The organism is Flagellimonas flava (assembly GCF_050617915.1).
Classification (GTDB): Bacteria; Bacteroidota; Bacteroidia; order Flavobacteriales; family Flavobacteriaceae; genus Flagellimonas; species Flagellimonas flava_A.
The window spans coordinates 1,093,219-1,115,436 of the sequence record NZ_JBODQE010000001.1; the positions used below are offsets into that span (position 1 = coordinate 1,093,219).

At 41.5% G+C, this 22,218-nt stretch carries 16 protein-coding genes; 6 read left to right on the forward strand and 10 right to left on the reverse strand.

Annotated elements, in window-relative coordinates:
• Positions 1 to 38: 38 nt before the first annotated feature.
• Positions 39 to 1,790, reverse strand: coding sequence for a hypothetical protein (locus ACRHOZ_RS05025; RefSeq protein WP_431123047.1), 1,752 nt, complete (start codon positions 1,788 to 1,790; stop codon positions 39 to 41).
• 111 nt (positions 1,791 to 1,901) lie between these two features.
• Here ACRHOZ_RS05025 and ACRHOZ_RS05030 point away from each other — a divergent pair, with 111 nt between their 5' ends.
• The 3 genes from ACRHOZ_RS05030 to ACRHOZ_RS05040 all read left to right on the forward strand — a co-directional run bounded on the left by ACRHOZ_RS05030 (position 1,902) and on the right by ACRHOZ_RS05040 (position 6,038).
• Positions 1,902 to 2,399, forward strand: a complete 498-nt coding sequence (locus ACRHOZ_RS05030) for an RNA polymerase sigma factor (RefSeq protein WP_431123049.1) — start codon at positions 1,902 to 1,904, stop codon at positions 2,397 to 2,399.
• A gap of 179 nt (positions 2,400 to 2,578) precedes the next feature.
• On the forward strand, positions 2,579 to 3,490 hold the full coding sequence (locus ACRHOZ_RS05035) for a FecR family protein (RefSeq protein ID WP_431123051.1): 912 nt from the start codon (positions 2,579 to 2,581) through the stop codon (positions 3,488 to 3,490).
• Positions 3,471 to 6,038, forward strand: a complete 2,568-nt coding sequence (locus ACRHOZ_RS05040) for a TonB-dependent receptor (protein ID WP_431123052.1) — start codon at positions 3,471 to 3,473, stop codon at positions 6,036 to 6,038. The genes ACRHOZ_RS05035 and ACRHOZ_RS05040 overlap by 20 nt, the downstream gene beginning before the upstream one ends.
• 12 nt (positions 6,039 to 6,050) lie before the next feature.
• Here the strand turns inward: ACRHOZ_RS05040 and ACRHOZ_RS05045 are convergent, their stop codons facing one another.
• The 3 genes from ACRHOZ_RS05045 to argS form a co-directional block, all read right to left on the reverse strand.
• Positions 6,051 to 6,839: a phosphatidylinositol-specific phospholipase C/glycerophosphodiester phosphodiesterase family protein gene (locus tag ACRHOZ_RS05045; RefSeq protein WP_431123054.1), complete on the reverse strand. Its 789-nt coding sequence runs from the start codon at positions 6,837 to 6,839 to the stop codon at positions 6,051 to 6,053.
• Positions 6,840 to 7,017: 178 nt separating this feature from the next.
• The gene (locus ACRHOZ_RS05050) at positions 7,018 to 7,836 is read right to left on the reverse strand and encodes a zinc-dependent peptidase (protein ID WP_431123056.1); all 819 of its coding nucleotides are present in this window, start codon (positions 7,834 to 7,836) and stop codon (positions 7,018 to 7,020) included.
• Positions 7,836 to 9,614 (reverse strand): arginine--tRNA ligase, encoded by a 1,779-nt coding sequence (gene argS / locus ACRHOZ_RS05055; RefSeq protein WP_431123058.1) that lies wholly within the window; start codon positions 9,612 to 9,614, stop codon positions 7,836 to 7,838. Before argS ends, ACRHOZ_RS05050 begins: the two co-directional genes overlap by 1 nt.
• Before the next feature lie 106 nt (positions 9,615 to 9,720).
• Between argS and ACRHOZ_RS05060 the strand changes: the two genes are divergently transcribed.
• From ACRHOZ_RS05060 to ACRHOZ_RS05070, 3 genes are all read left to right on the forward strand, one after another.
• Positions 9,721 to 10,146: a hypothetical protein gene (locus ACRHOZ_RS05060; protein ID WP_431123061.1), complete on the forward strand. Its 426-nt coding sequence runs from the start codon at positions 9,721 to 9,723 to the stop codon at positions 10,144 to 10,146.
• 98 nt (positions 10,147 to 10,244) lie between these two features.
• The gene (locus ACRHOZ_RS05065) at positions 10,245 to 11,726 is read left to right on the forward strand and encodes a carboxypeptidase-like regulatory domain-containing protein (RefSeq protein WP_431123063.1); all 1,482 of its coding nucleotides are present in this window, start codon (positions 10,245 to 10,247) and stop codon (positions 11,724 to 11,726) included.
• Between the two features lie 204 nt (positions 11,727 to 11,930).
• On the forward strand, positions 11,931 to 14,141 hold the full coding sequence (locus ACRHOZ_RS05070; protein ID WP_431123065.1) for a hypothetical protein: 2,211 nt from the start codon (positions 11,931 to 11,933) through the stop codon (positions 14,139 to 14,141).
• 74 nt (positions 14,142 to 14,215) lie between these two features.
• Here ACRHOZ_RS05070 and ACRHOZ_RS05075 read toward each other — a convergent pair whose 3' ends face one another.
• The 6 genes from ACRHOZ_RS05075 to ACRHOZ_RS05100 form a co-directional block, all read right to left on the reverse strand.
• Positions 14,216 to 15,136: a hypothetical protein gene (locus ACRHOZ_RS05075; RefSeq protein ID WP_431123068.1), complete on the reverse strand. Its 921-nt coding sequence runs from the start codon at positions 15,134 to 15,136 to the stop codon at positions 14,216 to 14,218.
• A gap of 62 nt (positions 15,137 to 15,198) precedes the next feature.
• A complete protein-coding gene (gene ctlX, locus ACRHOZ_RS05080) occupies positions 15,199 to 16,131 on the reverse strand; it encodes a citrulline utilization hydrolase CtlX (RefSeq protein ID WP_431123070.1) in 933 nt (310 codons plus the stop codon).
• A 94-nt stretch (positions 16,132 to 16,225) separates the two neighbouring features.
• The gene (locus ACRHOZ_RS05085; protein ID WP_431123072.1) at positions 16,226 to 18,061 is read right to left on the reverse strand and encodes an FAD-dependent oxidoreductase; all 1,836 of its coding nucleotides are present in this window, start codon (positions 18,059 to 18,061) and stop codon (positions 16,226 to 16,228) included.
• Positions 18,062 to 18,066: 5 nt separating this feature from the next.
• On the reverse strand, positions 18,067 to 19,224 hold the full coding sequence (locus tag ACRHOZ_RS05090; protein WP_431123073.1) for an AGE family epimerase/isomerase: 1,158 nt from the start codon (positions 19,222 to 19,224) through the stop codon (positions 18,067 to 18,069).
• A 5-nt stretch (positions 19,225 to 19,229) separates the two neighbouring features.
• Entirely contained in the window at positions 19,230 to 20,192 is a 963-nt protein-coding gene (locus tag ACRHOZ_RS05095) for a DUF4434 domain-containing protein (RefSeq protein ID WP_431123076.1), read from the reverse strand.
• On the reverse strand, positions 20,193 to 22,022 hold the full coding sequence (locus tag ACRHOZ_RS05100; protein WP_431123078.1) for a sodium:solute symporter family protein: 1,830 nt from the start codon (positions 22,020 to 22,022) through the stop codon (positions 20,193 to 20,195).
• Between the last annotated feature and the right edge of the window lie 196 nt (positions 22,023 to 22,218).

The following is a 22,218-nucleotide window of genomic DNA, read 5'->3' on the forward strand; positions in this document are numbered from 1 at the left end:
GGAGAGCCGTCCTTTTCAAAAAAAGATAGGGGAAAATCTTATAATTTCTCGAAAACTAACGTTTCGGTCGAATTTTCATCCTCGTGAACCAATTCTATACGATTGGCGGTCACGGATTCAATGTACCAATCATCGGTAATGTCATTGAATTTACCATCGTGGTCAAAGCTGAGGAAGAATTTTAAGAAGTTGTCATCTCCTCTTAAAACTCTCCAAACACCTTGGATAATCGGATTGTCATTTTCGTCCACGTTTACTTGATGCATTTCATTGAAGTAGAAGTCCAAACCGGCAAAATCCTCGGTCTTGTTCATATCATCTTCTTCATACAAGGCCACTACCCAAGTACCATCTTTCATGGCGCTTCTGATTTCGGTAACATCCCCGTCATTGGCGTTATCATCACACACTCGAAGCAAGGTCAATTCATAATCTATTTCCTCCACTTCAAACTTCAACCTATGGTCGTCTAAATCCCTTAGTGGCCATTCAAAGCTAACACCTGGCTCATCACCCATTGTGATCAGTAAGGAAAGAACACCTTCGTTGTTTTCTCCAATTTCCCAGGTACCTTCGGAAGTGTTTACCCCGTTGCTCAAGGTTACAACACCTTCTGGCAAGAATTTGAATTCCCAACCTAGCAACCTATCAATTTCCTCTCCTTGGTTTTTTACCTTTTTGATGATCCATTCGCACTCCTTCAAGATTTCGCGCAAGGTATCAGGTCCTGGCAAATCATCTTCACAAAGTTGCTTAAGAATGATCTTGTTACCGTTCTCATTGTACAATTTGATGGTATGATCACCTATTTCGTACACTAACCACTCCAGGTTAAAGTCAACCAAAGTTTCAAACTCCAAGGTCAATAGCGGTCCACGATCAGTAAAACTACTGCTCCATGTTCCTTCCACAACATTTCCAGAACCATCGGTAACTGTTACACCTCCGCCTTCAAAGAACTTAATGATACGGGCATAGTACTGATCAGTCTGGTTCACTTCATCACGAACCACTTCCATTATTTTCCATGGACATTGGGTCAAACAGAAATCAAACCTTTCTTCATCAAAGTCGTCATCGTTATAATCGTTGTCATCATCCTCATCGCACTCATCCTTAGCCAATTCCAATGCTCGGGCCAATTCTGCATTGCTGTCCACAACGATTTCGGTACCGTCATACTTTTTAAGGGTAATTGGGAACTGGATGCTCACTAGATCATCATCTTCCAATCCTTTAAAGAACCTTCTCAACTGCTCATCACTCTCAACGGTGACCTCACCGGTCTGTTGCTCATTGATGTCAAAAGTGTACAAAGTAATAGGATATACAAAGTCGATACATTCAATGTCATCATCATCTCCACCTTCCTTACAATCGGCAGCCAATTCGCGAAGTTGTTCTATGTTCTCGATAACTACTTCGGTAAAATCTGCAAGGGTAATTGTAATAGGGAAAATAATTTCAAGGATATCATCATCAATATCCACTTCATCAAAAATATCTTCGATCGTGTGAAGATCTTCACGTGAATCAATTGTAACTTCAATACCGTTTACTTCAACGGTATAAGGAAAGTTAAGTGCTATACAGCTGGCTCCATCCACAATATTGTCAAAAGAACCATCATTGGAAGATGTTTTCTCAATCAACAATGCAGTGGAAGAATCAGCTTGGATGATCTCATTTTCTGTTCCGCCCGTCACTTCTTCGAATTCATCTTGACAGGAGGTAAATGTAAGCGCCATTAGCACAAAGCCGGCATACATTAAGTTTATCAACTTTTTCATAACGATTTGGATTTTTAGTTAGAATTCAATCTTAAAACAACTCACCGATAAAAAACCCTACTTCATCTTTGTTTTTTTTCAAATATCTTTGGTCAAAACAAAACCTCCTAAATGGACAACGTTTGCGAAGAGCAGGTTTTTAGCTCTGTTTTCAAGGCTAATTCCAAAACGGTATTCAACTATATATATTATAAGTTTGGCAACGAGGAGAAGGCGCATGATGCTGTGCAGGAGGCTTTTGTGAAACTTTGGGAGAATTGCGCCAAGGTGGTTCCGGAGAAGGCCAAATCCTATTTATATACTGTGGCCAACAATCTGTATTTAAATGTGCTCAAGGCAGAAAAGGTTAGATTGAAGTATGCTGCCCCCACTTTGGAACACTCCAATGAATCTCCGGAGTTCTTGATGGAAGAACAAGAGTACAAGGAAAAATTGGATAAAGCCCTGAACGATTTACCTGAAAACCAGCGCACCACCTTTTTATTGAATCGAATTGATGGCAAAAAATACGCCGAAATTGCAGAAATGGAAGGGGTGAGCGTAAAGGCCATAGAAAAACGGATGCACTTGGCACTAAAAACCCTTAGGGAGCAGATAGATGGAATCTAAATACAATTGACAATGACCAATGTACAATTAACAATGAAAATGGAAAGTTGAAAATGGAAAAATTGGGGATTCCCAAAGTCGGGGGCAATTCCATTGTACATTGCCCATTGATAAATGTTAATTGAAAAAGTAGGGTAAATTGGAAGTGAGTTGTTATTAATGTGTAAAGCATAGAAATCATGCAAGAGAATTATTTGGCAAAATGGCTTAGCGGAGAGCTTTCTGAAGCGGAGCTATCGGAGTTTAAAAAGTCCGATGCCTATGCTTCCTACAATAAGCTCAAGGAGGTTTCCAGCACCATGGAAGCCCCTGAATTCAATGCGGACCAAGCTTTTCAAAAGCTTATGGACGAACGCATTGGAGCCGCTCCAAAAGTGGTTGCACTACACCCGTACAAGAAGTTCTTACGTGTTGCGGCGGCCATTGCTATTTTGTTGACAGGCTCTTATTTCTATGTAAACACTTTGGATGAATCCGTTACCACACAATTGGCGGAACGCACCGAAGTAGTTCTTCCAGACAATTCGGAAATCCTTTTAAATGCGGACTCCAGAATTTCTTACAGTGAAAAAAATTGGGATGAGGAAAGAAATGTAGCCCTTAAAGGTGAGGCATTCTTCAAAGTGGCCAAAGGAAAAAAATTCACGGTTTCTACCAATCATGGAACTGTGGCCGTTCTGGGTACCCAATTCAATGTGGAAAACAGGAAAGACTTTTTTGAAGTGACCTGTTTTGAAGGCTTGGTCAGTGTGACCTACAACAATACGGAAACCCAATTGCCTGCAGGTAGTTCATTTGTGGTGATCGGGGGTCAAGTAATGGATGCTCCAAATCCCATTACCGCTCAGCCTAGCTGGGTTAACAACGAAAGCTCCTTTGAGCGTATTCCATTGGAATTTGTACTTAACGAACTGGAGCGTCAGTTCAATATCAAGGTAAATACACAAAATGTTGATAAGAATCTGTTATTTACAGGAACTTTTAGCAACACAGACTTAAATATGGCGTTAAAAAGTATAAGCACCCCATCTCGAATGAATTACAAACTTGAGGGCGATAATGTACTTTTCTATGCTGAAAAGACTCCTTAGCAGCCAATTAGGCCTCTTCTTGGTGTTTATACTTCTCCTGACCCCAAATCTAAGCGCACAGGTAGAATCCGGAACACCAGCACCTCTTGTGGCCTATATCAAGACTCTTGAAGAAAAGTTTGACATTAAGTTTTCCTATATCCACGAGGACTTGGAAGGCATTACCATCGCTGTTCCCAACAATCTGGTGGCCTTACAGGATATCCTGGATTTCATTGGTTCCGAGCTCCAAATAAAATCCCAAAAGCTTAACGACCGATACTATACACTTACCAAAAACACTTTGGTTCGTGTTTGCGGACAGGTTTTGGACAATTTTGCGGAAAACAACATCCCCGGCGCCACAGTAGAGGTCTTTGGAACCGAAATTGCCCGGGCTACAGACCCTGATGGCTCATTTCTGTTAACCGATATTCCCAGAAATGCAACCCTCAAAATTCGATATTTGGGTTTTAACACCAAGTATGTAACGGTTGAAGAGTTGATGAAAAAAGGTGGTTGCCCCAAAATCTTGTTGGCTCAGCATTACGAGCAACTCCAAGAAGTGGTGGTTTACCAGTTCCTGACCACCGGTATTATCAAGGAAACCGATGCCAGCATCACCCTAAATACAGCCGATTTTGGCATTTTGCCTGGTTTAATTGAACCTGACATTCTTCAAACCGTGCAAGCGCTTCCCGGAATTAAGAGTATTGATGAGACCGTATCGGACATCAACGTTCGCGGTGGTACCAACGACCAAAACCTCATTTTGTGGAATGGTATCAAAATGTACCAATCGGGGCACTTTTTTGGATTGATTTCTGCCTTTAACCCGTATCTCACGGATAAAATTACCGTTTTTAAAAATGGCACACCCTCTGAGTTCGGCGATGGGGTAAGTAGCGTTATAAAAATGGAAACCAGCAATGAGCTTACGGACTATTTTGTAGGCGGGGCGGGATTTAACTTCATTAGCGGGGACATTTACGGTCAAATTCCAGTTAACCAAAGACTTGGACTCCAATTTTCCGCACGGCGTTCCACTACCGATTTTTTGAACACCCCTACCTACACCAAATTTTTCGACAGGGCTTTCCAGGACAGTGAAGTCACCAATGCAAATAATGTGGTTATAGATGATGAGATTCTGCGCAATGAGAATTTCTTCTTTTATGATTTCACGGGCAAACTACTTTATGACATCAATGATTATCACCAGCTACGCCTGAATTTTATCGGCATGGCCAATAACCTCGACTATACGGAAACCAACCTTACCGATGTTGAGAGCACCAACAGTATCCTGGATCAGACCAACATTTCTGTTGGTGGACAATTGCATAGCGATTGGACCAACAATTTCTCATCCAATCTAAACCTGTATTACACCAAGTATGTTTTGGATGCCGAGAGTATTTTTGCCAACCAAATACAACTGTTGTTGCAACGGAACGAGGTGTTGGAGACCGCTCTTAAGCTGGATACCAAGTACAAACTGACGGATAACTTTGAGTGGAACAACGGTTATCAATACATAGAAACGGGAATTGCCAATACCACTATCATCAACCAACCAAATTTTAGAAGCGAAATCAAGGGAGTGGTTCGAATCCATGCGCCTTATTCAGGGGTTGGCTATAAAACCGATGATCTAAAGTTTGCTGGGAGAGCTGGAGTACGCCTAAACTACATGGAAAACCTGGGAACCTTTACCAAATTTTTGGTGGAACCCCGATTAAATTTGAGCTATGCCTTTGCCCCAAATTTCAGAATGGAGGTTCTGGGGGAATTTAAAAGTCAGTCAACAAATCAGGTGATTGACCTGGAACAGAACTTTCTTGGGATAGAAAAACGACGCTGGATTTTATCCGATGATGATACTTTACCCATCACACAAAGCAAGCAAGGATCTCTAGGTGTCAACTACGATACAAACAAGTTTTATATTGGATTGGAAGGGTTTTACAAAAAAGTGGATGGTATCAGTACCAGCACCCAAGGGTTTCAAAACCAAAACCAGTTTGATGGCGAAATCGGGAGCTATGATGTCAAGGGGATGGAATTTCTCGTCAATAAAAAGGGAAACAATTACAGTACTTGGTTAAGCTATACCTACAACAAAAACGACTATACTTTTGAGACCATTGTTCCCAACAGTTTTCCCAACAACTTGGATATTAGGCATACCCTGACCTTTGCGGGAACCTACACCTACAACAACCTCAAATTGAGTATTGGTGTCAATTATAGGTCTGGAAAGCCCTTTACGGAGCCACAAGATGGGGACTTGGCTGTGGACACTTCTGTTTTTCCCGCCCAAATCAACTACAAGGAACCCAACAGCAGTAGATTGGATGATTATTTCAGGATGGATGCATCAGCCATCTACAAGTTCAATATCAGCCAAAGAATAAAAGCCAATGCGGGCGTGTCCTTGCTGAACATGACCAACCGAAAAAACAGTTTGAACAAATACTACCGTCTTACGGAAGAGAATCAGGTTGAAACAGTGGAAAATATCTCCTTGGGTCTTACCCCAAACGTTAGTTTTAGGGTCAATTTTTAACAGCGGGAATATTTATTTATGTTGGGACGGCACTTTCTTTCTTAAATAGGCCTGTACCTCCTCCGGTTTGTCCGTGTTGATATAGTTTACTCCCCAAGATATTAATTTGCCCCAAGCTTTTTCTGTATCGGGCGTTGCCCAAAAACGAATAGGTTTTGAAAACTTACGGGCAGTTTCCACAAATTCTCTCACCTTTTTTTCATCCTTTTCCGAAATGTCTTCTGTCCCGTTCCACCTGGAGAAATTCCTAAAACTGGTGCTGATCATAGCCACTTTAGGCCACATCTGCTCCGGCATTCCTGATATGTCCTGACAATCAAACAGGATAAAATCCGGATAGTTGGCATAGTCCCTTTCTTGAGGGCGATTACCCGAGATAACAATGGAAACCCCTGTTTTGTTGTAAGGCTTCAAATAGGACTTGTATTTTTCCAAAAGCTCAACAATAGCCTTCAGGCTTGTATAGGCTTCCGACTTGACATCAATCATCAATTGAAAATCCAAAGATTCTTGACCGTACATTTGATTTGCCCTTTGTAGCGGGAGCAAATAGACAGTTTCCAAGGTTCTTTCAGGAAGGATATTTTCTTCTTCATGGGCCACAAAAAGCTCGCCTTCAACCAAAAACACATCCGCTTCTATGGATTTTGCGCCAGCGGAAAAAGCATCCCAAAAGGGAATTCGTTGCTCATAATCGTTATGGGAGTGAATACCGATGTTTTTCTGGGCAATTCCCACAGTAAGGACACCTTGAAAAAACAGAAGTGCAACCCATGTCGCATGTTGATAATAATTCGTCAATTCGAGTGGTTTTTTAGGGTTCTACCCTGAAAAATTATATCGAGAATTGGAATTTTAAAATAAAACCCTTGTTCTCGATACTTTTTCCTTCTGAAAAAACTCGAACTGACGGTTTTTTGAATCACGGAATCTCCAAATGCGCAACGGGCTAATACTATCTGTGTCAATCCCATATTTGTCAAATCAATTCCATATTGAACATCCTTTTAACCGTATCGTACAACTCGGAATACTCAGATTTAAATTGTTTTGGGCTTTCCACAAAATTCTCTGCCATTACGGCAAAGAATTCATAGAAATTGGTCATTCCATAATCCCTAAAGTAGTCCGTTTTTGATAGGGTATCCTGAAACTCCCTGGATTCAAAAATATTTTTGATCTGTATCAAACCCACCTTGAATCTACGAGCTTCCCAGGAAGCTTTTTTTCTGGTTTCGAACATCAAAGCATGAGCCACTTCATGTATGCCCAGATTCCTATTGTCATTGGGTATACTGAATCCCTTGGCCAAGTCCTCCGCAGAAAAAACCAAGATTCTCAAGTTTGGATTGTACTCTCCAATATGATGGCTTTTCCCGATTCTGGAGTAATATTGATCAGGATAAATGATAATTCTTGAAATAGATCTCTCAAACCTAAAATCGTTCATCCCCATGGTCAATAAAATGGCCGAGGCAGATACATACGCCTTAATTTCCTCCTTGTTCTCTATATCGCCATAGAAGACAAAGGGTTTTTTGGATTTAAACCAAGCAAAGCGTTTCAAGAAGATCTTGCGTTCCTTATCATTAAATTGTCGATAAGGCAATAGAAAACTACTGATGAAATTTCGTTCCCGTGCCGTAATCCGCCGAACAGGATGAAATATGTTATAAAAAGTGAATCGTTCACCAAAAAATTGCTGATAACCTACCCGGGCAAAAACATACAGCAAACCAACCGCCAAAACAAGCGCGGCGATTTCCTTTTGTGTTGGTGTAAGCCCTAGTCCATCCATTACATCCGTTCGGGAACATCTATCCCCAAAAGCCTAAAGGCCGACTGAATGACCTCCCCTACCTTGCTGGACAACTGTACCCTAAAATGCTTTTTGTTTTCGTCAGGTTCTCCCAAAATGGAAACCTGCTGGTAGAAGGAGTTGAACTCCTTTACGAGGTCGTATGTATAATTGGCAATTAATGCCGGACTATAATTTTCCGCTGCCAATTGTACCGTTTCCGGAAACAGCTGAATTTGTTTGAGTAATTCCTTCTCTTTTTCATGGAGTTCCAATGTCATGTCGAGCGCAGTCGAGACATCAAAATCCGCTTTCCGCAAAATAGATTGGATCCGAGCATAGGTGTATTGGATAAAAGGCCCTGTATTCCCTTGAAAATCCACCGACTCTTCCGGGTTAAACAGGATTCGTTTTTTGGGATCCACCTTTAGGATATAATATTTAAGTGCCCCGAGTCCAATTGTGCGGTACAGCTTTTTTCTCTCTTCTTCGGAATAACCGTCCAGTTTGCCCAACTCTTTGGAGATTTCTTCTGCGGTTTCCTCCATACTGCTGATCAGGTCGTCCGCATCCACCACGGTGCCTTCCCTACTCTTCATCTTTCCACTGGGCAGATCCACCATTCCATAGCTCAAGTGGTACAATTGCTGTGCCCATTGGTATCCTAATTTTTTAAGGATAAGGAAAAGTACTCTAAAATGATAGTCCTGCTCATTACCAACTGTGTATACCAAACCTTTGATGTCCGGAAAATCGGTGACCCGTTGAATGGCCGTACCAATATCCTGGGTCATATACACCGCTGTACCATCCGATCGCAGTACAATCTTTTCATCCAAGCCTTCATCGGTAAGGTCTATCCACACGCTTCCATCCTCCTTTTTAAAGAAAACGCCTCGCTCCAAACCATCCTTTACCACATCCCTACCCAAGAGGTAGGTGTCACTTTCATAGTACAAGGTGTCAAAATCAACCCCTAGATTTTTATAGGTCATATCAAACCCATCATAAACCCAGCCGTTCATTTTTTTCCAAAGAGCAACGGTATCGGTATCCCCTGATTCCCATTTCCGAAGCATTTCTTGGGCTTCCAACAAAATGGGTGCTTCCTTTTCAGCTTGTTCTTTGGAAGTTCCGCCCTCCGCTAACTCCGCAATCTGGGCTTTATAGGCCTGATCAAAGGCCACATAATATTTCCCCACCAAATGATCCCCCTTTAATCCTGACGATTCTGGGGTTTCGCCATCACCAAACTTCTGCCAAGCCAGCATGCTTTTACAGATATGGATTCCACGATCATTGATGATCTGGGTTTTATACACCTTCTTTCCTGCGGCTTTAAGGATTTCCGAAACTGAATATCCAAGTAGATTGTTTCGGATGTGGCCCAAATGCAAAGGCTTATTGGTGTTGGGGGAAGAATATTCAACCATCACGGCATCTTCGGATGCTGTTTTTACATATCCATAGTCCTTTTGGTCCACTATGGAATTGAAAAAGTCAAGGTAATAACCGTCTTCAACTACAAGATTCAAAAAACCCTTGACCACGTTGAATTTGCCTACCTCCTTGACATGTTCCTTCAGATATTCGCCAATCTTGTTCCCAATTTCAACAGGGTTGCTTTTTACAAAGCGTAACATGGGAAAAACAACCACGGTAATATCTCCTTCAAAATCTTTTCGGGTAGGTTGAAATTCAACGGTTGGAAGTTCCACATGGTACAAGTCCCTTACCGCTTTGATCACACTTTGTGAAATTACATTTTGCAAACTCATATATCTGGGCTTTTCAGCCAGCAAAACTACATATTTTTTGTGCGTTTCCACCAAGAATATTGGGCTTTGCTCCTAACAAACCCAACGATTTTGGTTAATTTTAAAGATGCTTTTGAACGTCTCCTACAACGACAAATCCAGAACACAGAAGATTGATACCACAGTTGGGAAGCCCTTTTCATTAAAAGAGCGATGGGCATTGGGCGGTATTGGCTCCCCTAAACTTTTTATTACTGAAACCAGTGTGGAAATCCAAAACCTACTGATTCTGGACAACAATTTGAATACGTGCAACATTGAGATTCGTCCCAAAGGCATCATTGTCCGCTTCCGATCGCTATTGGAAACCTATGGATTGATCATCCCGTATTACAAGCTTAAAATATACAAAGGGGATTTGGCAGTTTATTCGATATATAAAGACCATTATTTTATCAAGGTCAAATCTGACACCAAGGCTGTCCAGAAATTTTTTAAAAAACTGTTGGACCATAAGGCGGACAACACCCCAACTTCCATTGAAGACCTATAGATTTTCAGCTAATATTTGTTACAAATTCCTGTTAAAGTCGTCTCCCTTGAAGCAACCCTTTTGTTATTTCGCTTGTCTTTAATCAAAAGAACGAACTGATGCCCAAATTCAATCCAGCCCTTACCCTTTGCTTTTTTCTGGCACTGGGCAATCTTTCGGCCCAGACAATCGCCTCCAAACTCATCGATGGCAAAACCCAAAAGGGAATTCCCTATGCCACTGTCCAATACGGGGAACACCAGGGTGTTATTACCAATGAAGAGGGTCGTTTCAGCTTTATTTTGGACGAGACCGTCGTCCCCGATTCCATTTACATCTCCTCCATGGGTTATCAGAAAACGGGCTTTACCTTGCAACAACTGCAAGACAGTGTCATTGCCGTCTCCCCCAAAGCTATAGAACTCACAGGGGTCTATCTATTTGACAAGGAATTGACGGTAGATGAAATCATGGAACGTGTAGAAGAGCGACTACCCACCAATTACAACAAGAAGCCATTAAAACAACGTTTCTTTTTGAGGCAGTCCAGTTTTAACACGCTTCAAAAAATGGATATTGAGTTCAAAAAATCCACTATTGCGGAACTGGACAAGCATTTGATAGACAGCATCGTGTCCATTCTCCCGAGAAACTCGGCCTATTATACCGAAACTTTAGGCGATTACTACAAAAATGGGGAGGAAAACAAACTGGAGATCATAAAGGCCGCCGAATTGTATGACAAAAGCAATGAGGGATCCATGGAAGCTCTATCAGACAAAATGGAAGCCATTTTTAGGGCCAATGTAAAACCGGATTCTTATTTGAAGATCAAATCAGGGATCTTTGGGGAAAAAGTGCCCGTGGATTCCATTCTGGAAAATGAGGATGAAGCGGCTGAAATACAGGAAGAGCTCAAAAAACCGGAAAAAAACTACTTTTTGGGCAACCGCAAGCATATTTTGAGCGAGATTACCGAGCAGTTTTTTGGAAAGTCGAAATTGGATGTAGTTAAAAAATTGAACCGTTATGAATATGAACTTTTGGGCTATTCCGAGTTGGATAACCAAGGAGTTTATGTTGTGGGTTTTGCCCCAAAGCGAAGTGCTGATTTTCAAGGGAAGCTTTTTGTGAACATTGAGGATTTTGCCATTATGCGCATGGACTATGAAAATGTAAAGACCATACGTAGCATTAAATTATTGGGTTTTAGCTATCAAGAACTCAAGTATTTTGGAAGCACGGTTTTTTCCAAGTTTGATGGGGATAAATACCAGCTCAAATTCATGAATTTCACTTTTGGACGTAAAATGGGGGTGGACAGACCACTAAAGGTGATTGAAAAGAACAAGCACGTTAAAGGCCGAAGAAAACAGAACGAACTCTCCCTGGCTCTAGACCTTGTTAACTACAACACCGAAAAATACGAACTGGTGGTATATGATTCCGATACAGTTTCCAAAACCGATTTTGATGCTTTGAAAGAGGACGAAACCGTAAAGGCCACTTATTTATCGGCCTATAATCCCGAGTTTTGGAAGGGCTATACCATTATGGAGCCGAATCAGGCGATTAGGGAGTTTGCTACGAGTAAGGAGTAACCCTCAAACGATGATCTTCAATAAATCTCATATACATCAAATGATGTCCATCTGAATGGAGCTTTAGGCAAATGCAGTAATCTGTAATCTATAGGTCATCGCAGTTTCCACTTGAACCAGAAAAAAAGTACTTAGTCCAAAAGTAAAAACTAAGTTTTGCGTATCCTTTACTAATCAATAGATTTGTTGGCAAACCAAATTACCGTGAAGAAATACTACTTTTTTTTGCTGCTACTGGCAGCTCTCCCCTTTATTAAATCTTGTTCCAAAGAAAGTTCCGATACTAAAGAAATTGAAGATTCCATTCCGCCAAAAGTTGAATTTCAAATAGAGGGTTTTAATAAAAATACGAGTGATCCAATAATTGTGAGTGGCTCCATAACCATCAACATTGAAGCAACCGACAATGATAAGCTGAATTCCGCCACAGTTTCAATCAACGGAGAAACTGTAGGACAGTCTTCTGCGCAACCATTTAAATTTGTTGTGGACATCTCTGGTTTTAGCTCTAAAATTCCCGACACACAAAATTTCAAAGAATACATTTTAAAAATTGAGGTTTCGGATGTATCTGGAAACGTAACCACTGTTCAGCAAAATTTCTATATCGATAATGATTTGCCGTCAATATCCGAGGTAACACTTGAAAACGGCACCGTCCTAAATGGCAATGAAAACGTGGTTTCCTTTTCGGTCAGTGATAATCAAGAGCTGAAACAGGTGACCGCGGCAGTGGGGGATTCCCCTATCGAAGTGGTTGAAAATAGTGATGGTGGATATTCCATGACACTGAATACTCTCTTTTTGGATGATGGCAACAACACCTTACGGATAATCGCCCAAGATTATGCCGAAAACACTTTTACGTATCAAGTTGATTTTATTTCAGACAATACTGGTCCTATTATTGAAATCGAGGGAATCATGGACAATGAGGTCATCGGAGAAAACAAGACAATAGTACCTTCTGTTACCGATGAATATTCAGAAGCAGTTGACCTGAAGATTTTATTGAGTGAAGATTTACTATTTACATTCGACGAGCTAACCGACCTCAGTTTTGACCTTCTACCCGAGAGTTTGTCTACGGGCACCTATGATCTTACATTTGAAGCTTCCGATAGTCTTGGAAATATTTCTACGGTGGTTGTTCCCATAGACATAAAACGGTTATTGATTACCATCAATATTCCACTCGGATACATTCCTCAAGGACATGTGACGAAAAGATTGTTTTATCTTGTTTCCGATAAAGATGGCAAGTTGCTTGACTTTGCACAAGGTGAAGAAAATTCAACTGTTAAGCTTTATTCCGAAAATGAATTTCCCTTAGATGAGGAATTTACGCTGTCCTTATTGGAAATTTCGGGCTACTTGAACGGAAACCAAAACAATGAAATTTTTTCCGTTGGCCAGTTGACCAGACAAGCTAAAAGTGTCTATGAGCTAAAACCACATATCAACTATGCAGGGCCTATCAGGACTTCTTTCAAAATTACCGGACTTGATCCCTGTGCAAACAATGTGTTAGCTGGCGGCACAAGTTATTTTGATGCCCATAGCTCCGGTTCTGAAGATTTGGAAATATGGAATTATCAACCTTTGGAAGACCCCTCCTTGAAAACGGACAAAATATATTTGTTTTTGGATTTGTACTGTCTGGAAGAGTCTAAATACTTGGTATTTGATAATCCAATTCCTGAGAATATTGATAAAACTATCAGTGTTTCCGATTTCATTGATACAGATATCATGAAGAGCAGTACAACATTCAGCAATGAAGGATATGGGGAGGTCAAGATTTTTGGATACAATTCGTTGGATGATTATCGCTCCAATGTCAATCATTTACTGGATACAGGTTTTAGGCATACCACACACAGCCCAGGTCCATTACAGTACTTTTGGCTGGATAGATTCGCGGAATATAAACATGAGCTAATATCAAAGGATTTTGTTCGTATCGCACGTGGTCTGCCAGAGAACAACTACCAAGTTCCTGATTGGTCCATTGACCATACGTTGACCAATGGTATTGTGGATATGGCGATTACTGCTGGTCCACATTCTGTTGGTAAAGTCATCATAGATTCTGATAGATACCCCTCAGCCAGTTTCTTGGATTGGATCTATATTTTTGATAGTCAGAATGCCCAGCAGCTGGTTTTACCGGAACTTCCGGACGAATTACAGGAGTTTCAGATTTATGATGTTTTCAAGGAAAAAGACTTCAAAATCTACCAGTCACAAATAACGGACTACCAAGGTATTGATACGTACAGGGATTATATACAACAAATAATCCTACCCAATAAAAGTTATCAGTCTTTAGGTGATGTACTGACTTCCAAGTACGAAATAAATGAAGAATCCCAACGCGCATTCATTATTGGAGACTTTTTTATGTACAGATAATTTACCGGGGTCATTTTTAATTCATAAGGTAATTTAATCCAAGGGCCGCTTAGCGGCCCTTTTCAATGTTTTATTCAATCCTTCAAGTTCTTGGCCTGCTGTTCATACTTCCAACGCAACTTCCTAAACTCAGTCACATAAATATGGGTGCTTTTCCCTTTTAAACTATCGCTGCTAGTATAATAAAGATGTTTTCCATCCTTGGTTAAATAGGGATAAAGGTCACTGCCAGAAGTGTTCAATTCCACCATATTTTGAGGTTGTGTCCACGCATTATCCTGCTTAAAACTGATATAGAGATCTCCATAGGGTGATACGTTGGTATCGCGTTGCGAAGCCTCAAAAATAATCAGGTTGCCTTTATCATTGACCTCCAAGTTCCATTCGCCAAAGGGCGAGTTAAGGGTATTTCCCATGTTTATAGGCGGTTGAAATTCCCCATCTTTCAATTTAGACACATACAAATCTCCCTGTCCGTAACCGCCGGGTCGGTCCGAGGCAAAATAGAGGTTCCCTTCCCCATCCGTACGGGGGGAATATTCCGTTTTTTCAGAATTTATGGGATAGGATAAAATCGTGGGTTTTCCCCATGTTCCTTTTTCATTTTTGGTCACCTTCCAAATATCTGCAGATCTAGTTGCGTTAGCTGATGGCCTATTGGAAATAAAATACAGCGTATTTCCTTCTTTGGTCAAGTGTGGGTCACTGTCGTCATGGGTTCCTGAAAAGGAAGCTATTTTAGGAGTAGACCATTTACCATTTTTCTTTTCAGCATGGTAAATGGCACTTTTCATATCCCCACTGCCCCATGCTTGTTCACTTCTCGCAAAGTAGATTTCCTTGCCGTCTGAAGAAAATGTACAGGCATACTCTACGGCTTTTGTAGAAAGGTTTCCTAGTTCAAACTTGACAATACCTTTTGGGTTGGTGCATCCAATACACAGAGACGCTCCTAAAACCAACAATGCTGAGCTAAGTTTGATTGGACTTTCCATATTGAACCCTGACTTATATTAGAGCTCAATCAAGATATAAAATGAACTATTATCTGACCGTCTTAATTTTTCGGCAAAAAAACCTCAGCCATCATACAACGAGCCGAGCCCCCACCACAAGTTTCGATCCAATGCAGATCACTATGGATAATGGGTCCATGTTTTTCCAGGGTCTTAAGCTGGGATGGCGTTAAACTTTGGTATGCATCCGCACTCATGACCATATGGGCTTGGTTATCGGCACCTATTACCTGAAGCATATTCCCTGCAAAATGGGTTACCTGCTCCTCCGTAATGGCTACAATTTCCTTCCCATCTTCCTTTAAATGGTTCACCACATTTTTGCGCTCTTTTTTGTCATCTATGCTATCCAAACAGATTACAGCCAAATCTTCTCCCAAAGCCATCATCACATTGGTATGGTAAATGGCCATACGTTCCCCATTTACCGTCTGGTTGGCGGTAAAAATCACTGGGGTATACTCAAAGTCTTCGCAGAATTCGATAAAAAGCTCCTCATCCGCTCTTGGGGACAAGGCACAATACGCTTTTTTGTTCACTCGATCCATCAAAATACTGCCAGTGCCCTCCAAAAAAAGATTTTCGGCTTCCGCTGAGGAATAGTCCACCACATTTTCAATGGTAAAGCCATTTTCTTCCAAGGTTTCCAAAACGGCTTCCCGCCGTTCCCTTCTCCTATTTTCAGCAAACATGGGATACAGCGCGGTTGTACCATTGGCATGAAAGGATATCCAATTGTTGGGGAAATGGGCATCCGGAGTGTCATCGGCTTCCACCGCATTTACCACAACTACGTTAACCCCATGACTTCTAAGCTTATCCACAAAAGCATCAAATTCAGCTTGGGCTTTTTCCAAAAGCTCGGCATCGCTTAAATCTATATTGGACTTTTGATAATAATTGTTCACGGCCGTTTCCTCATTGGAGCGAAAGGTGGCCGGACGAACCATTAAAATGGTATTGGTAATCTGCATTGCTCGCTTATCTTTTTCTTTTTATTTGCGAGGGTAAATATACGTGCAATTGCAACAATCTTAGGCAAGAAAAAGTCTCAATAAAGGCTTTTTTTTATTTGAAATTTCCATGGAAATCCACCTCAATCCCAAAAGGGTTTAACAACTTATCTATCAAGGAACTAACAGTACGTCGGTCAAGCTGCGTAGATGTGGAAAATGGAATCTCAATACCTTCTGAACCCCAAATCTCCTTAATGACATCCCAGGTGATTTCTTGATCCACCTTGTTTAATGTAGTTGCCAAGAACAGCGGTGTAACACCAGCTCCAGAAGCATGCTCATTTTTTAACTTCGGATATAGCGGCAAAAGGCCATTTTTCAATTCAAATTCCGAGACAATCCCATCAGGATAAAACCAGGTCTCGTTGGCCCATTTGTAGGGTATCCCAAATCCTTTGAGAATCCCAGTAGCTCCAATTCGCTGTATGGATTCAAAAGCCTGGTCATCTGGTGTAACGTCCACAAACGGCATAATATAGGCCTTGCTCTCCAAAAGCGCCTGCTGCACCTCCCGAATGGACACCTCAGCTATATTTCTTTGCTCCTTTACAGTGATGGCCGCGATAGTTCCTGCTGCCTGTCCAATACCCAAGACCACCGGTTGCAACCGAGTGGTTCCGTTGACAATGTTGGACACACTGATGTTCTTATCGGAAACCAAAAAGTTATCCACCTGTTCCGGAACCAAACTGCCCATTGGAATGGAATATGACGGAACCTTGATATTGATGAATTCGATTTTTGGGGTATCCGAGTTCTTATCATGATGATGGTCTATGGGATAATCCCCAACGGCCACGCCAGTTTTGTACAAGTTAAAATCATAGGGGTGCTCCAAATGATCCACAACCAGAAATGTTTTTCCCCTGGCTCTTCTACCCTCTCTATGGTACGGAATCATTGGGAAGTTGTCTTTGGTTGGAAATTCATCGGCCAACCTTAAATTTTTGTAGCCCAGTTCATTTTGGATATAGTACACAAACCCTTGGGTAAAATCCTTTGCCTGCTTCAATGCTTTTTCTTGCTGGACTTGGGTCATTTCTGGCCAGTTCACAAAAAAGTCGTTCCCACAATTGGGCCAGTTGATCATGTATTTGTTGTTCGGTAATTTGCCATAGGTCAACATTTGATCACAATCAGCTACCGAGCCAAACATTTCACCCCCTTCGCGCTTGCAGGCACAGGCATAGGCATCAGGGTTGTAGTTTTTCGGTTTTTTTACAAGGCCTCTGCGATTTTTTTCATCCCCAACATCCTTTAGGATGGCTACATAGGTTAAATCTTGTACTATGGAATTGGCACTTTCAGGCGCTTCCTTTTCCCCAGTATCCGCTTTGGAATCCATTCCCAAACGAAAATCAGCCCCAACCAAAGGTAGCAGCTCCCCCGTTTCGGTAGCATCGATGAGAATGGTGGCCTTGGTCAAAAATGATTTGCCCTTCTTTTTGTATCGAACCAACCACTTGCCATCCATTTTTTCGATACGATCAAAGCTGGCCTTGTACTCAATTTCCAGATTGTCATGCTTGGCCATTTCAGTCAAAATCGACTTCCCAACGGAGGGTTCAAAAAGAGTGTGACTAACCCATCCTGTTGCGACAGCCTTGGGTCCTCCATAATAATCATATAGTTTTTGACGGAATTCGCCCCAAATCCCCGATGGCATTTTGTGGTTCCCATCTATTGCCGAAACGCCTGCAGATGTGAGCATCCCCCCCAGCCATGTGGTTTTTTCAATAATCTGAACTTTTGCGCCCATGCGCGCGGCCTGAATTCCCGCAGACGTACCCCCTGCACCTCCACCTACAATAACAATATCCACTTCTTTTTGGGCATATACCGAGCAAAGAAGCATTGAGCATACAAGTATTGTGACTAACTTTTTCATTCCAACTAGATATTTTCCAAAGTTCTAGAGATTTCAAACAGAGCACGGGGTACATGAAAACAACCTTTCCATTTGCCTCCTTTTAAATCTAATAAAATTTCTCCCTTTCGATTCAAATAGCCGTACCATTCCCCTCCGTTAGCCGGATCCCTAAAATGATTCCATGTATAATCATGCACTTTTCGAAACCAAGCTTCAGCCTTGGGACTTTGGTTAAAAGCATACGTCTTGGCCAAGGCCACCAAGGTTTCCAGATGTACCCACCATAATTTTTGATCCCATTCCAGTTTTTCAGGTGGATGACCCTTGGAATCCATAAAATAAAAAATACCTCCGTGTGTTTCATCCCAGCCATTTTCCAGTTGTTGATACAAGATTTCCTCCGCTTTGTTGACCAATTGCTGGTCCTTTCTTTTTAAACCGACATTCATCACAAACCACATGGCCTCGATGGCATGTCCGGGGTTTATCAACCTTCCTTCAAAACTGTCCACAAATTTTCCCGTTGATGATATATTTTCATAAACCAGACCTGTTTTGGCATCGTAGAACTGGTTCATGATTAGGTCAATGACAGCATCTGTTAATTCTTCCACCTGTTTTCCATCCAATAGGTGTTCCAATTCCAAGGCCAAATTGCAAAGGATCATGGGTAGGGCAAAATCCTGGAGGTTTCGCGTGCCAGGGTATTTTTTGTTATATTTCCCTTTGGGGTTGTGTTGTCTTTCCAAAATATTTTGAAAGGTGTCAAAAGCAATTTTGGCATAGGTCTCATCTCCCTCCACTTTGTAGTATTCACCAAATGCCATGGCGGCAAAACAATCCGCAAAGATGTTGAAAGGTTGAATCAAGGGTTTTCCTTTTTGGTCTAGGGAGAAGTACCAATTTCCACCTTCGTCGCGACCGAATTTCTCCAGAAATTCGATGCCGTTTTTGGCCATTGCTTTCCAGCTTGCCCTTGACTCCAAGGAATTATACAATTTGGAGAACATCCAGATCTGTCTTGCTTGCAACCAAACAAATTTGTCCGTATCGTATACAGTACCTTCTGGGGTTAAACAGGTGAAATAGCCGCCGTATACCTTATCCACCGAAAACTGCTCCCAAAATGGAATGACCTGCTCCAAAAGCTCCGTTCGGTATAGTTGGGCATATTTTTTCAAACCATCTACTTTTTATTGGTTTTAAGGGATTCACCAAAGTGCTCCATATATCGATTGTACAAGTGACCTGCCTGCAAGTAGGAGGATTGAGGGCTCATAAAATGGGAAAACTCAAATGTGATTGCCTTTGTACAGCCAGCCCTTTGGGCCGCATGCATTTTCAACAATAACTTTTCAAACTTAATGGGCAGGAATTTAATGGGCATATCCCGATCAAAAGATTCAATATTGGTCCAGGATTGCATTCCATAGGTATCCGCCAGTTTCTTGTTGACGACCAAATATTCCTCAAGTTCATCATAGTCCACATGACCATCCTGGAAGGCCACGATATCCACCGCTCCCTTAATTCCCTTAAAAATTTCATCCCATTCATGGGTGTGTTCCTTCAAGGAGATTGCATGGTCTTTGGTTGTAATACCTTCGGAAGACATTATGGCTTTTTTTCCATCAATCCAAGGGGAGATTAAAACCGGAAGATTATTGCTGACCGCTTTGCAGTGTTTGCCCAATTGCGCAATGGCCGCAATAGCTCCTTTTGTCTTTCTACTTAATTCCAGACTAATATACCATCCCATGAAGCTCTCATAATGTCCATACATTTCAAAGGCTTCCTCAATGACTCGAAGATTCAATTCAATCTCATGGGTCATATCTCCAGTTTTCCAATACTCCCCACTATCATATGTTCCGAAATAGAAGTCCATACCATACTTCGCCGAGAGCTCTAAAAATTGTTGGACCAAATCCACCGGAGGGGTAAAACAGGCTCTATTTTCTACAAGATATGAGGATGGATAGGCGAGGAATTTTTGATAGCCGCAACGAATGAGCACAACGGTATTGATTCCCATTTGCTTCATATGCTGAAAATCGGTATCCCATTCATTTCTGCCCCAATTCTGGTGTGGAATATCATGGCTGACTTCATCCAAAAAAGTGGCGCTGATCGCTAATCCTTTGTCCATCTAGTCCATGTTTTTAAGGTTATCCCACCAGAATTTTTTGAGCAAATAGCTGGTCAAAATCAATATGGCGGACCAAATGACCATTTCGGTGTTTTCACGGAGCATAAAATAGATAGGAATAACCACCTGGGCCATTTGCCAAATGATTCCCACAACCACATTAAATGTATCGCGTTTAAAATCCATGTTGGGGACAAAGAATGGGTCTTCTTGCATGACTTCCTTTTTTATGGGTCCCCATAATCCCCAAGGTTTGGTCTGCTTGTAAAACTGTTTTACTTTTTCCCGATTGGGAAGAGGCTCCATATAGGTGCCGATAATGCAGCCCAAAAAAGAAAACAGGAATATGATGGGGAATACAAAAATGTCCACATATTCCGGGAAGAAAAACAACTTTACCGTGGACGCTATCAGTCCAAAGAGCATCCCCCAGAAATATCCGTTTCCACTAAAGCGCCACCAAATCCATTTCAATACGTTGGCAGCCACATATCCGCCATATAGGGCAGAACTTAACCATAAGATCAGTTCATTTAAGGAGCTTGCATTCAATCCAAAAACAATACCCACCATCACCATGCCCAAGGAAGACCATATACTTAATCTGACCAAGCGTTTATCAGTTGCTCCAGGGTTGATGTATTTTTTATAGATATCATTGACCAGATAGGCAGGCGCTGCATTTACAAAAGCAGCGAAAGTACCCATAAAGGCAGCCAAAAACCCAGCCAACATAAGACCCTTCAAGCCTACAGGAAGGAATTTGTTGATAGCCATGGGCAGCACTTGTTCAAAATCGATGTTTTCTCCCATTGCCAGAAGCTCAGGCCCTAAATACACTAGCGACAAAACTGTGAAACCCACAATCATAAAATAACGGGGAATGTATAGCACGCAAATGGTCAAAAAGCTCATTTTGGCGGCTTCCCCTGGGGTTTTGGTGGCCAAAATCCGTTGCATGTCATAGGAAGGTACCGGGCCTGCAATCGAGGCAAAAATCCCCTTTAGCACCATCAAAATAAAGAGCAGTCCAAAGAGGTCAAAGCCATCTTTGGAGATTTTGGAATTAACCTGCGGAAAGGCAGCATTGCTCCAATCCAGATTCAAGTTCCATCCGAACATTAAATCCTTCCAACCAGAAGGGACAACCTTTTCTATTTGACCAGCATCCACCATGTTATATGCAATAATCCCAACTCCGATACAGGCAATGGTCATGATCACAAATTGCATAACCTCTGTGGCCACAACACTATGCATTCCTCCCTTCACCGTATAGAGCGAAGTGAGCCCGCAAATCAACAAAGCATAGCTTTTTGCAGATGAAACATGATAACCCAAAAAGTCAAAGCCCAAATCCCAAGGTAAAATGGAAGTGGAATACTTCCCGATACCTTCAAAAAAGTAGGCGATGAATCCAAGAACACTAATAACCGCAAAAATGACGATGATGATGTGCGACAGTTTGGCTCCTTTTCCATCTCCAAATCGGAAGGTGATCCATTCAGCCCCGGTCATTACATTGGAACGTCGCATCCAAATGGCCAAGTAAACAAAAACAAAGACCTGATTCCATACTGGCCAGAGCCAAGGTAGCCAGGCACTTTTAAGCCCGTAGACAAACAAGATGCCAACCGTCCACATGGTTCCGGAAATATCGAACATGCCTGATGCATTGCTCAAACCCAAATAGTACCAGGGAAGTTGGTTGCCACCCAAAAAATAGGATTCCAAATTCTTTGAAGCTCTTTTAGAAAGATAAAATCCGAGCACCAGAACCCCTATCACATAAGCAAGGACGATGGCAATATCAATGTTCGAGATTTCCATTAAGAAACTTGGTTGAAAAAGGTTGTTTGTACGACAGCTATGATTTTACTCTTAAACAAGCAAAAAACCAGACGGAGCAAATCTACATTATTTTGACATATTTCATATTGTTCACGAGCACAATTATATATTTATTAATAAAAACGGATATCTTATAAGATATTTTAATATTTTATTATGAATTTTGCATTTTTAT